The 14,583-nt window shown below is 73.5% G+C and carries 1 protein-coding gene; it reads right to left on the minus strand.

All coding sequences use genetic code 11. The features are described from left to right. Nucleotides 1–3: 3 nt before the first annotated feature. The gene (locus tag F9C11_RS30510) at nt 4–14,583 is read right to left on the minus strand and encodes a type I polyketide synthase (protein ID WP_409180801.1); all 14,580 of its coding nucleotides are present in this window, start codon (nt 14,581–14,583) and stop codon (nt 4–6) included.

A 14,583-nucleotide genomic window follows, 5' to 3' on the forward strand; every position in this document is an offset into this window, starting at 1 on the left:
CACCTAGTCGGACAGGCCCAGTTCCTTGTCGAGAAACTCGAACACCTCGTCGGGCGTCGCCGAGCCGAGTTCGACATCGCCGTCCTCGGCTTCCGCTCCGCCCCGCTTCGTGATCCACGCCGACAGGATCGTCTGCAGCCGGCGCGTGATCCGGTCCTCCATCTCCTGCCCCGCCGCCGGTTTCGCCAGCGCCGCCTCCAGCCGGTCCAGCTCGTCCAGCACCGGGGCCTCGGCCGCGTCGTCGCCGACGAGCCCGGTCCGCAGCCAGGCGGCCACCGCCACCGGGGTGGGGTAGTCGAAAATCAACGTAGTCGGGACCCGCAGCCCGGTGGCGGTGTTCAACCTGTTCCGGATCTCCACCGCGGTCAGGGAATCGAAGCCGAGTTCCTTGAACGCCTGGCTCGCCTGCACCGCGTCCGCCGACGGGTGGCCGAGCACCGCCGCGGCCTCCGCGCGCACCAGATCGGTGAGCAGCCGTTCCTGGTCGGCCCGTTCGAGCCCCGCCAGCCGCCCGGCGAGGTCGCCCGCCTCCGGCGCGGCCGCGGCCGGAGCGGCGGCCAGCTGCCGCACCTCGGGCAGGTCCCGCACCAGCGGGCTCCGCGCCAGGCCGGCCAGCTGGCTCCAGTCCACGTCCATCACCGTCACCACGGCGTCGGACCCGTCGATCGATTCGCCCAGCGCCCGCACCGCCAGGCGCGGATCCATCGCGGGCATCGGCAGCCGCTTCATCCGGCTCTTGATCGCGTCCTTGGACTCGGCGAGACCGCCGCCGCCCCACAGGCCCCACGCCACCGACAGGCCGCTGAGGCCCCGCGCGCGCCGGTTCTCCGCCACCGCGTCCAGGCAGGCGTTCGCCGCCGCGTAGTTGCCCTGCCCGGCAGAGCCCAGCGTCGAAGCCGCCGAGGAGAACAGCACGAACGCGTCCAGATCCAGTCCGGCGGTCAGCTCGTCCAGGTGGCCCGCGCTGGCGGCCTTGGCCGAGAGGACCTTCTCGAAGCGCTCGGCGGAGAGCCGGTCGAGCACGCCGTCGTCGAGCACGCCGGCGGTGTGCATCACCGAGGACAGCTCCGGTCCGGTGCGCCCGATCCAGTCGAGCACCCCGGCGACCTCGGCCCGCTCGCCGACGTCGCAGGTCAGCACGTCCACCCGGCTGCCCTGTTCGGCCAGTCCCGCCGCCTGCGCCGCGATGCCCGCGGCCGAGGAGCCGGACCGGCTGGTGAGCACGAGCCGCTCGGCGTCGCGTTCGGCCAGCCATTGCGAGACGTGCCCGGCGATCGCGCCGGTGCCGCCGGTGATCAGCACGCTGCCGCGCGGCCGCCACGAGGACCCGCCTCGCCGCGGGCGCCCGGCCCGCGCTATCCGCCGGCCGAGCACCCCGGACCGGCGGAGGGCGACCTGGTCCTCCTCGCCGCCGGCCAGCACCGCGGCCAGCCGCGCACCCGCCCGCTCGTCGATCTCGGCGGGCAGGTCGAGCAGCCCGCCCCAGCGGTCCGGGTGTTCGAGCCCGACGACCCGGCCCAGCCCCCACACCTGCGCCTGCACGACGCCCGACGGCGCCTCGCCGGGCGCGGCCGCGATCGCCTGGCTGGTCGCCACCCACAGCGGCGCGAGCACCCCGGCGTCGCCCAGCGCCTGCACCAGGCCCAGCGTGGCGGCGAGTCCGGCGGCCACCACCGGATGGTCCGGCAGCGGAGCTTCGTCGAGCGCCAGCAGCGAGAGCACCCCGGCGACCGGCGCGCCGTCGACAGCCCGGTCGAGCACCGGCGAAAGCTCGTGCCGGGCGGAGCGCCCGGCGGGGATCTCCGCGACCACGACCTCGGCGCCCCGTGCGGCCAGCGCCGCGGCGCAGTCCCTCCGCAGCGTCTCGGCGAAGCCGCCTTCGGGGACGACGAGCAGCCAAGTCCCGTTCAGCAGCACGGGGTCGGGTTCCGGCAGGGGCGCCCACCACATGCGGTAACGCCAGCTCGCGGTCACCGACTGCTCCTGGTCCCGCCGCCGCCAGGACGCCAGCGCGGGCAGCACCGCGCCGAACTGCTCCTGGTCCTCCAGCGCCAGGGTGTCGGCGATCCGGGCCAGGTCGCCGCCCTCCACCGCCGCCCAGAACTCGGCTTCGGCCTCCGAACCGTCGCCGCCGCGCACCGCGCCGGCGGCCGGCGCCCCGGTCGGCCAGTAGCGGTCGTGCCGGAAGGCGTAGGTGGGCAAGGCGATCCGGTCCGCGGCCGGGAGCACCGCGGTCCAGTCCACCCTGGCTCCGGTGACATGCGCCTGCGCCAACGAGGCGAGCATCCTGGCCGCGCCGCCGTCGTCGCGACGCAGCGTCGCGCACACCGCGGCCGGTTCGGTGCCGGAAGCGGCGGCCGCGGCGGCTTCCTCCAGCGTGTCGGTCGTCGCGCCGAGCAGCACCGGATGCGGGCTTGCCTCGACGAACAGCTGGTGTCCCTCGTCGGCCAGCGTCCGCACCGCACGGTCGAACCGCACGGTGGCGCGGAGGCTCGCGTACCAATACCCGGCGTCGAGTTCTTCGCCGGTCAAGGTTTCGCCGGTCATCGCCGACACCATCGGCACCCGGCCCCGCCGCGGCTCGATCCCGGCCAGCACCGCACGGATCTCGTCTTCCAGCCGTTCCACCTGCGCGGAGTGCGAGGCGTAATCGACGTCGACCATCTTGGCGCGCACGCCCTCGTCGTCGAGTTCGTCCTTCAGTTCCGCGAGCGCTTCGGGAGTGCCGGAGACGACCACGGCGGCCGGGCCGTTGACCGCGGCCAGCGCGAGCTGCTCTCCCCAGCGGGAGATCCGCTGCTCGACCGCCGCGGCGGGCAGCGTCACCGACAGCATCCCGCCCGCGCCCGCGAGCGCTTTCAGCGACTTCGAGCGCAGCGCGACAACCCGCGCACCGTCCTCGAGGGACAACATCCCCGCGACCGTCGCCGCCGCGATCTCGCCCTGCGAATGCCCGACCACCGCGTCCGGCGCCACTCCGGCCGCTTCCCACACCGCGGCCAGCGAGACCATCACCGCCCACAGCGCGGGCTGCACCAGGTCCGCGGTGCGCAGTTCGCCGGAGAGCACCTCCGTCAAGTTCCAGTCGGCGAACGGCGCCAGTGCCCGCTCGCATTCGGCGAGCCGGGCCGCGAAGACCGGGCTGGCCTCCGCCAGTTCCCGGCCCATGCCCGCCCACTGGGAACCCTGGCCGGGGAAGACGAACGTCACCGCGCCGCCGGGGCGGGCCGTTCCGGTCACCACCGAGCCGGCGGCGCCTCCGGTCGCCAGCCCGTGCAGTCCGGCCAGCAGTTCCGTCCGGTCCTCGCCGAGGACGACGGCACGGTGCGCGAACGCCGAGCGGGTGGTCGCCAGCGACCACGCCACGTCGGCGGGGTCGGTCTCCGGATGCGCGGCCGCCCATTCGCGCAGCCGGGCCGCCTGTCCGGCGAGGCCGTCGGCGGAGCGGCCGGACACCAGCCAGGCGCCGGGCCCGCGCAGCAGGGGCTCGGCCTCCGGACGCGGTCCGGCGTCCTCCGGCGGGGCCTCCTCGAGGATGAGGTGCGCGTTGGTGCCGCTGATGCCGAACGAGGAAACGCCGGCCCGGCGCGGCTTCCCGCCGGAAGGCCAGGCCACCGGTTCGGCGAGCAGCGCGACCTGCCCGGCCGTCCAGTCGATGTGCGAGGACGGCTCGGCCGCGTGCAGGGTTTTCGGCAGCTGCTCGTGTTCCAGCGCCAGCAGCATCTTCATCACGCCCGCCACGCCGGCCGCGGCCTGGGTGTGGCCGATGTTCGACTTCACCGAACCCAGCCACAACGGGCGGTCGCGGTCTTGGCCGTAGGTGGCCAGCAACGCCTGCGCTTCGATCGGGTCGCCGAGTTTCGTGCCGGTGCCGTGCGCCTCCACCGCGTCCACTTCGGACGGCGAAAGGCCGGCGCTCGCCAGCGCGGCGCGGATGACCCGCTGCTGGGACGGGCCGTTCGGCGCCGTCAACCCGTTCGAGGCCCCGTCCTGGTTCACCGCGGAACCCCGGACCAGCGCCAGCACCGGATGCCCGTTGCGCCGCGCGTCGGAAAGCCGCTCCACCACCAGCATGCCGACGCCCTCGGCCATGCCCATGCCGTCGGCCGACTCGGCGAACGCCTTCGACCGGCCGTCTGCCGCGAGGCCGCGCGCCTGCGAGAAGGCGACGAACCCGTCCAGGCTGGCCATGATCGTGGCCCCGCCGGCCAGCGCCAGGGAGCACTCCCCCGCGCTCAGCGCCTTCGCCGCCATATGCAGCGCGACCAGCGACGAGGAACACGCGGTGTCCATCGTGACCGCCGGGCCTTCCAACCCGAAGAAGTACGACAGGCGACCGGAAAGGACGCTGGTCGCGTTGCCGGTCATCAGGTGGCTTTCGGCGCCCTCGAACTCCGCGCTGCCGTCCAGGCCCGCCGCCGCGTAACCCGAGCCGTAGCCGCCGACGAAGGCGCCGGTCTGGCTGCCGGAGAGGCTCGCCGGGTCGATGCCGGAGCGTTCGAACGCCTCCCAGGACACCTCCAGCAGCAGCCGCTGCTGCGGGTCCATCGCCAGCGCCTCGCGCGGGCTGATCCCGAAGAACCCGGCGTCGAACCCGGTGACGTCGCGGACGAAACCGCCTTCCTTGGTGTAGGTGGTCCCGGCCTGCTCGGACTCCGGGTCGTAGAGCTCGTCCACCGGCCAGCCCCGGTCGGCCGGGAAGGATTCGATCGCGTCCCCGCCGGAGGACAGCAGCTCCCACAGCTCCTCCGGGCTGGCCGCGCCGCCGGGGAACCGGCAGGCCATGCCGACGATCGCGATCGGCTCGTCCGGTCCGGCCCGCCGCGGCTCCGGGGCAGGCGCGACGGCGGGCAGGTCGCCGGTCAGCTCGCCGCGCAGCGAAAGGGCCAGCGCGGCGGGCGTGGGGTGGTCGAAGATCAGCGTGGCGGGCAGCCGCAGGCCGGTTTCGGCTCGGAGCCGGTTCCGCAGCTCCACCGCGGTCAGCGAGTCGAAGCCCAGATCGGTGAACGCGCGGTCGGCGCCGATCGAAGCCGCCGAGGCGTGCCCGAGCACCGCGGCCACGTGCGCCAGCACCAGCTGCCGCAGCATCCGGTCGCGTTCCTGGCGAGTAGCCGCGGCCAGCCGCTTGCGCAGGGAGTCGCTGTCCGCGGCCGGGGCCGAAGCAGCGGTGCGCCGCGCGGGAGCACCGGCCAGCGCCCGCCACAACGGCGGGACGTCGGAGCCGCGCAGGGCCGCCACGTCCAGGCAGACCGGGACGAGCACGGCGTCTTCGGTGGCCAGCGCCGCGTCCATCACCGCGAGACCCTCGTCGGCGCCGAGCGCGGTGACTCCGGAGCGGCTGATCCGCGACAACGACTGTTCGCCGAGGTCGCGGCCGATGCCCGCCTCGTGCACCCACGGGCCCCAGGCCAGCGAAGTGCCGGGCAGGCCCGCTGCGCGGCGGTGTCCGGCGAGCGCGTCGAGGAAGGTGTTGGCGGCGACGTAGTTGCCCTGCCCCGGCGCGCCGAAGGTCGCCGCGGCCGAGGAGAACAGCACGAACCGCCGCAGGTCCAGGTGCCGGGTGAGGTCGTGCAGGTGCCAGGCGGCGTCGGCCTTCGGGCGCAGGACCGCGGACAGCCGGTCGGCGGTGAGCCCGGCGACCAGGCCGTCGTCGATGATCCCGGCGGCGTGGAAGACCTCGCCGAGCGGGCAGTCCTCTCCGACGGTGTCCAGCAGCGCGGCCAACGCGTCGCGGTCGGCCGCGTCGCACGCGACGATCCGGACCGCGGCGCCCAGTTCCGCCAGCTGCGCGGCGCGGGCGGCCGCTCCGCCGGCGGCCGGGCCGGACCGGCTGGTCAGCAGCACTTCCTGGGCGCGGCCGGTGCGCACCAGATGCTGCGCGACCAGGCCGCCGAGGGTGCCGGTGCCGCCGGTGACCAGCAGCGAACGGGGGCCGTCGGGGCACGCCTCGGGTCGTTCAACCGCCATCGCGTTGCCAGACGAACGGACCACGCGGCGTCCGAGGGCGCCGTTCTCCCGCAACGCCAGCTCCGGTTCCTCTCCGCCGAGCACGCCGGGGAGCGCGGCGATCCCGGCGTTTCCGGCGGGCAGGTCCACGAGGACGAACCGGCCGGGGTTCTCCGCCTGTGCCGAACGCAGCAGCCCGCGGACAGCAGCGGCGGCGAGATCGGCCACGGCCTCGCCCGGGGCGGCCGCGGCGCCGGACCGGGTGACCACCACCAGCCGCGCCGCGTCCAGGCGCGGCTCCTCCAGCCAGTCCTTGACCAGTTCGAGCGCCGCCGCGGCGGCGGTGTGCGCGGCCTCGGGCATCGAGCCCGTCCCGGCGACGCTGGCGAGCACGATCGAAGGAACGGGGTCCGCGGCCGCCAGTGCGGCGAGGTCCGGGCAAGTCCGCACCGGGAGGCCCGCGGCGGCCAGTTCGTCGGCCAGGCCGAAGGGGTCGTCGCCGAGCACCGCCCAGGCGCCGGCCGGGATCGCGGCTTCGGCGGCCGGGATCCACTGTTCGGCGAACAACAGGCCGGACGAAACCGGTTCGGCGACCGCGGGCGCGGACACCGGACGGCTGGTCAACGAATCCACCGTGACCACCAGAGCACCGGCGGGGTCGACGGCGACCAGCGAAAGGTCGCCGCGCCGCGTGCGCCCGACTTTGGCGCGCAGCACCGAAGCTCCCTCGGCGTGGAGTTCGACGCCGGTCCACGCGAACGGCATCCGGACCTCGTCGCCGGAGTCCTCCAGCAGCGCGGCGTGCAGGGCGGCGTCGAGCAACGCCGGGTGCAGGCCGAACTGATCCGCTTGGCCCGCCACCGGCTCCGGCAGCTCGATCTCGGCGAACACGTCCTCGCCGCGCCGCCATGCCGCGCGCAGGCCGTGGAACGCCGGACCGTACACATCGGACAGTTTCGCGGCGTAAAAACCGTCGACGGCCAACGCGGTCGCGTCCGCGGGCGGCCAGACGGCGAAGTCCTCCGGCGCCGCGGGCGGGGCGGACGCAGCGGCCAGCAGGCCGGTGGCGTGGCGGGTCCACTCCGCCGCGGAACCGTCCGGGCGGGAGAAGATCTCCAGGCTCTCGCGGTCCGCGGAGACGACGACCTGGATCCGCACCGCACCGCCGTCGGCGGGCAGCACCAGCGGGGCCTGCAAGGTCAGTTCTTCCACCTTGCCGCGGCCCACCTGGTCGCCCGCGCGCACGGCCAGCTCGGCGAATCCGGTGCCGGGGAACAGGATCACGCCGCCGACGGCGTGGTCGGCCAGCCACGGCTGAGCGCGGGTGGAGAGCCGGCCGGAGCACACCGTCGCGCCGTCGGGGAGTTCCATCGCCGCGCCGAGCAGCGGGTGCCCGACCTCGGACAACCCCAGCGCGGCCGGGTCCGTGCCGCCGCGGGGCGAGAGCGAAAGCGTGCCCCGCGGCCAGAACCGCTCGTGCTGGAAGGCGTAGGTGGGCAGCTCGACCCGGTTCCCGGCGGGCAGCACCTTCGTCCAGTCGACGGCCACGCCGTGCACGAAAGCCTCGGCGAACGACGTGAGCAGCCGGACCGCGCCGCCGTCGTCGCGCTGCAAGGTGCCGCAGACCGGGGCGGTTCCCGGCGCGGCGTCGTCGGCCAGTTCGTCCAGGGTGTCGTTCATCGCGCCGAGCAGCACCGGGTGCGGAGTGATCTCGATGAACATCCGGTGCCCGTCGCCCGCGACGGTCCGGATCGCGCGGTCGAACATCACCGGCGCACGCAAACTCTCGTACCAATACCCGGCGTCCAGCTCCTCGCCCGTCAGAGTCTCCCCCGACATCGCCGACACCATCGGCACCCGGCCCTTGCGCGGCTCGATCCCCGCCAGCACCGCACGAATCTCCTCCTCCAGGCTCTCCACCTGCGCACAATGCGACGCGTAATCCACCGCCACCATCCGCGCCCGGACACCCTCAGCGTCCAATTCGGACTTCAACTCCGCCAACGCCTCCGGCTCACCCGACACCACCACCGCAGCCGGACCATTCACCGCCGCCAGCGACAGCCGATCACCCCACCGGCTCAGCCGTTCCTCCACCTCAGACGCAGCGGCACTCACCGACAACATGCCGCCCAAACCAGCCAACGCCTTCAACGACTTCGACCGCAGCGCAACAACCCGCGCACCATCCTCAAGGGACAACATCCCCGCAACCGTCGCCGCCGCGATCTCACCCTGCGAATGCCCCACCACCACATCCGGCCGCACCCCAGCCGCTTCCCACACAGCGGCCAACGACACCATCACCGCCCACAACGCAGGCTGCACCCGATCCGCCGAGGTCAGCTCTTCCGCCAGCACCTCCGACAACTTCCAGTCCACAAAGGACTCCAAAGCCGCCTCGCACTCCGCCAACCGCGCCGCGAACACCGCACTCGACCGCGCGAGTTCCTCGCCCATGCCGAGCCACTGCGAACCCTGACCGGCGAACACGAACACCGGACGCACCCCAGTCCGCGCCGACCCGGTCACCACCGCACCCGACGGCGAACCCGCCGCCAGATCCGTCAGACCGGCGCCGTCGCCGATCACCACGGCGCGGTGTTCGAACACCGACCGGGTCGTCGCCAGCGACCAGGCCACGTCCTCCGGGCGCGTCTCCCGTCGGGTCAGCCAGTCGTCCAGGCGACGCGCCTGCGCGGCGAGCGCCGGCTCGGTCCGGCCGGACAGCACCAGCGCACCCGCGCCGGACACCACCGGAACCGTCGCGTCCTCTGGTTCGGCCGGAATCGCGGCCGGCGGGTCCGCCAGGATGACGTGCGCGTTGGTGCCGCTCATCCCGAACGACGACACGCCCGCGCGGCGCGGGCGACCGTCGGCCGGCCACGGCGCGTTCTCGGTCAGGAGGCGGACGTCGCCCGCCGTCCAGTCCACATGCGACGAAGGCGTCTCGGCGTGCAGCGTGCGCGGAATCTCCTGATGCTGCAACGCCAGCACCATCTTGATCACGCCCGCCACACCGGCCGCCGCTTGGGTGTGGCCGATGTTCGACTTCACCGAGCCCAGCCACAGCGGACGATCCCGGTCCTGGCCGTAAGTCGCCAGCAACGCCTGCGCCTCAATCGGATCGCCCAGCGTCGTTCCCGTGCCGTGCGCCTCCACGACGTCCACATCGGACACCGTCAGCCCGGCATCGGCCAGCGCCGCCCGGATCACCCGCTGCTGCGAAGGACCATTCGGCGCCGTCAACCCGTTCGACGCGCCGTCCTGGTTCACCGCGGAACCGGCCACTACAGCCAGAATCGGGTGCCCGTTGCGCTGCGCGTCGGAAAGCCGCTCCAGCACCAGCACGCCCGCGCCTTCGGCCCAGCCGGTGCCGTCCGCGTCGTCGGAGAACGCCCGGCACCGTCCGTCGGCGGAAAGGCCCTGCTGGCGCGAGAAGTCGATGAACATGCCCGGGGTCGCCATCACCGTGACGCCGCCGGCCAGCGCCAGCGAGCATTCGCCGGAGCGCACCGCTTGCGCGGCCAGGTGCAGGGCGACCAGCGACGACGAGCACGCGGTGTCGACGGTGACCGCGGGGCCTTCCAGGCCGAGGGCGTAGGAGATCCGGCCGGACAGCACGCTGGTGGCGTTGCCGGTCAGGTTGTGCGCTTCGACGCCGCTTTCGGTGGCCAGGTTGAGGCCGTAGCCGGAGATGTAGCCGCCCGCGAAGACGCCGGTGGCGCTGCCCTTGAGCTTCGCCGGGTCGATCCCCGCGCGCTCCAGCGCCTCCCACGAGGTCTCCAGCAGAAGCCGCTGCTGCGGGTCCATCGCCAGCGCCTCGCGCGGGCTGATCCCGAAGAACCCGGCGTCGAACCCGGCGGCGTCGGCGACGAAAGCGCCTTGCGCCACATAGGAAGTGCCCGCGTTGTCCCGGTCGGCGTCGAACACGCTGTCGAGGTCCCAGCCGCGGTCGGCGGGGAAGTCCCCCACCGTGTCCGTGCCGGAGGCCAGCATCTCCCAGAACTCCTCCGGAGTGCTGGAACCGCCGGGGAACCGGCACGCCATGCCGACGATCGCCATCGGCTCGCCGTCCGGCGACACGGCGGCGGGCGCGACGGCGCCGATTCCCGGGTGCTCGCCGAGCAGTTCGGTCCGCAGGAACGCGGCCAGCGCTTCCGGGGTCGGGTAGTCGAACACCGCCGTCGCGGGCAGCCGCTCGCCGGTCGCCGCCCCCAGCCGGTTGCGCAGTTCGACGGAAGTCAGCGAGTCGAACCCGAGGTCTTTGAACGCCCGCCGCTGCTCGATCGCGTCCGCCGAGGCGTGGCCGAGCACGATCGCCGCTTCGGCGCGGACCAGGCCGGTGAGCAGTTCGTCCTGGTCGGCGGGGCTCAGCCCGGTCAGCCGCCGCACGAGTTCGCCGGTGGCGGGCGGCTGCGCGGCGACGGCGGGAAGACGCCGGATCTCCGGCAGGTCCCGCAGCAACGGCGCGGTCCGCAGCTCGGCCGGGAGCTCGGCGACGTCGATGTCGAGCACGGTCTGCACCGGTTCGGCCCCGCGCAGCGCCTCGCCGAGGGCGCGGACCGCGAGCTGCGGCTCCATCGGCCGCATGCCGCCGCGGCTGGTCCGGGTGCGCGCGGCCGCGCTGGAATCGGCGAAACCGCCGCCCGCCCACGCGCCCCACGCCACGGCCAGCGCCGGCAGTCCCCGCGCCCGGCGATGCTCCGCCAGCGCGTCCAAGTACGCGTTCGCGGCCGCGTAGTTGCCCTGTCCCGCCGCGCCGAGGGTCGAGGCGGCCGAGGAGAACAGCACGAACTCGTCCACCTCCAGCCCGGCGGTGACCTCGTCCAGCAATGCCGCGCCGCGGGCTTTCACGTCCAGCACGGCGGCCAGCCGCGCGGGCGACAGGTGGTCGAGCACGCCGTCGTCGAGCGTCCCGGCGGTGTGCAGCACGGTGCTCAGCTCGGGGCCGATCCATCCGGCCACCGCGGCCAGCGCCGAGCGGTCGGTCACGTCGCAGGCCAGCACGTCCACCCGCGCGCCGTGGCCGGCCAGCTCGGCGACCAGCGCCGCGACTCCGGCGGCCGGGCCGGAACGGCTGGTGAGCACCAGCCGGCGCGCGCCGTTTTCGGCCAGCCAGCGGGACACGTGCCCGGCGAGCGCGCCGGTGCCGCCGGTGAGCCACACGTCGCCACGCGGCGTCCACGGCTCGCGCGAAACGCGTGCGGCGCGCACGAGACGGCGGCCCAGCACCCCGCCGTCGCGGAGCACGACTTCGCGCTCAACGCACCCGGCGAGCACCGAGACCAGTCGCGCGGCCGCGCGCTCGTCCAGCGTCTCCGGCAGGTCGACCAGCCCGCCCCAGCGTTCCGGATGCTCCAGGCCGACAACCCGGCCCAGGCCCCAAGCCTGCGCCTGCACCGGATTCGCCGCACCGTCCGCCATCGCGCCGCGCGTGGCCACCCACAGCGGCGCGCCGACCTCAGCCATCGCCTGGACGAGCCCGAGGGTCGCGGCCAGTCCCCCGGAGACGGAGGGCAGTCCGGGCAGCGGGTTCTCGTCCAGCGCGAGCAACGACAGCACGCCCGCAGGCGCGGAGTCCAGCAGCGCGCCGAGCGCGTCCCGCGCCACGACACCGGCGGGGACTTCGATCACCTCGACCTCGGCTCCCGCGGCCGACAGCGCGTCGGCATAGGGCCGCGTGCCGACGCTCTCCGGCGCGACAAGCAGCCAGCGTCCGGAAAGAGCCGCCGGAGCGGGCTCGGGCAGCGCGGTCCACTCGGTGCGGTAGCGCCAGTCGGCGATGGCCGAGCGGTCCTGTTTCCGGCGCCGCCAGGACGCCAGCGCGGGCAGGAGCACGTCGAGGTGCCGCTGGTCGTCAGGCCGGTCGTCGAGGTCGAGTTCCCCGGCGAGCCAGTCCAGATCGCCTTCGTCTACCGCGGTCCAGAACTCGGTGTCAGCGGCGGCCGACGGCGTCAGGGAGATGATGCCGTCGGGCCAGTAACGCTGGTGCTGGAAGGCATACGTCGGCAGCTGCACGCGGTTTCCCTGGGGAATCAGCGCGCTCCAGTCCACGTGTGCACCGTGCACGAACGCCTGCGCCAGCCCGGCGATCAGACCGGTGCCGTCCTTGCGCTGCAACGGCACGAACACCGCACCAGCCGGACCCAGCGCGGACAGCGAACCGTCCGGGCCGACCTCCAAGAACACCGAAACCCCTTGCGCGACAAGAGACTCCACCGCATCCCCGAACCGCACCGGGCGACGCGTCTGCTCCGGCCAATAACCAGCCTCGCAGTCCGAGACCAGCTCACCGGTCAACGCGCCCGCCCACAACACTTCCGGACGCTCATAGGTGAGCCCCTCGGCCACCTGACGCAACTCGTCCAGCACCGGATCCATCGCGGCGGAATGGAACGCATGACTCACCCGCAGCCGCCGAACCCGGCGCCCGCGCTCCTTCCACAACGACACGATCTGATCGACCGCCTCGGTGTCGCCGGAAACCACCACCGACTCCGGACCGTTCACCGCCGCGATCGACACACCGTCAACCAAGGACTCGACGACCTCGGCCTCCGGAGCGTTGACCGCCGCCATCGCACCACCCACCGGCAACGCCTGCATCAACCGCGCACGAGCCGCCACCAACCGACACGCATCCGACAACGAAAGGACACCAGCCGCATGTGCCGCAGCCACCTCACCGACCGAATGCCCCACCACGGCATCCGCACCGACCCCGGCCGCCCGCAACACCTCGAACGACGCCACCTCGAAGGCGAACAACCCGGCCTGTGCGAACAAGGTCTGATCGCTGCCCGGCGTCTCCGAATCCAGCACGACTTCCCGGACCGAAACGCCCAATTCCAGCTCCAGCAGACCTGAAACCCGGTCAAACACCTCAGCGAACACCGGACTCGACTCATAAAGCCCCCGGCCCATGCCCGCCCACTGCGAACCCTGACCCGCAAACACCAAACCCACCCGAACACCCGGATCGGCAACCCCGGACACCACCGAACCCGACGACACTCCCCCGATCAGGCTGTCCAGCCCACCCGCCAAATCCTCGCCCAGCACCACGGCCCGGTGCTCGAACACCGACCGCGTAGTGGCCAGCGACCACCCGACATCCACCCGATCCAACCCACGCCCGACGACCCACTCGCGCAACCGCCGAGCCTGCGCGGCCAGCCCTTCCGCGCTGCGGCCCGAAAGCACCCACGCGGTCGGATGGTCTGTCCCGGCCGCTTCGACGGGCTCCTCCGCCGGAGCCTCCTCGACGATGACGTGCGCGTTGGTCCCGCTGATCCCGAACGCCGACACCCCCGCGCGCCGGACCCGCTCGCCCCGCTCCCACGCCACATTCTCCGTCAGCAGCTCGACCCGACCGGCCGTCCAGTCCACATGGGACGAAGGAGTCCCGGCGTGCAACGTCCGCGGAAGCTCGCTGTGCTGAAGGGCGAGCACCGCCTTGATCAGCCCCGCGATCCCAGCCGCGGCCTGCGTGTGCCCGATGTTCGACTTCACCGAACCCAGCCGCAAAGGACGCTCCCGATCCCGGCCATACGTCGCCAGCAACGCCTGCGCCTCAATCGGATCACCGAGCTTCGTCCCGGTGCCGTGCGCTTCCACCACGTCCACTTCGGACGCCGACAATCCGGCATTCGCCAACGCCGCCCGAATCACCCGCTGCTGCGAAGGACCGTTCGGCGCGGTCAGACCGTTCGACGCACCGTCCTGATTCACCGCCGAACCCCGCACCACCGCCAAAACCCGATGGCCGAGCCGCTGCGCCTCCGACAGCCGCTCCACCACCAGCACCCCGGCGCCCTCGGCCCAGCCAGTGCCGTCCGCGTCCTCGGAGAACGCCCGGCACCGCCCGTCCGCGGACAGTCCTTGCTGTCGGGAGAACTCGACGAACGTCCCCGGCGACGGCATCACCGTGACCCCGCCGACCAGCGCCAGCGAGCACTCTCCCGACCGGACCGCATACGCGGCCAAGTGCAAAGCCACCAGCGACGACGAACACGCCGTGTCGACCGTGACCGCGGGCCCTTCCAGACCGAGCGCATAGGACACCCGCCCGGACAGCACGCTGGTCGAGTTGCCGGTCATCAGGTGGCTTTCGACGCCCGAATCCGCTTGGCCCGAAAGGGAAACGCCGATGCCGTACCCCGAGGCGAAGGCCCCCGCGAAGACACCCGTGGCGGTGCCCTTGAGCGAGGCGGGGTCGATCCCGGCGCGCTCCAGCGCCTCCCACGAGGTCTCCAGCAGCAGCCGCTGCTGCGGGTCCATCGCCAGCGCCTCGCGCGGGCTGATCCCGAAGAAGCCGGCGTCGAATTCCGTGGCGTCGCGCAGGAACGCGCCCTGCGCCACGTAGGAGGTGCCCTCGTGCGCCGGGTCCGGGTCGTAGACGCTGTCGAGGTCCCAGCCGCGGTCGGTCGGAAAGCCGCCGACCGCGTCGGTCCCGGCCGACAGCAGGTCCCAGAACTCCTCCGGCGTGGTCACCCCGCCGGGGAAGCGGCAGGCCATGCCGACGACGGCGAGCGGTTCGCCGGCTCGTTCCCGGACCTCGCGCAGCCGCGCCCGCGCGTCTTGCGCGTCCGCGATGGCCCGCTTCAGGTAACTCCGCAGTTTGTCGTCAGACAC

Source organism: Amycolatopsis sp. VS8301801F10, assembly GCF_046195355.1.
In the GTDB taxonomy this organism is placed as follows: domain Bacteria; phylum Actinomycetota; class Actinomycetes; order Mycobacteriales; family Pseudonocardiaceae; genus Amycolatopsis.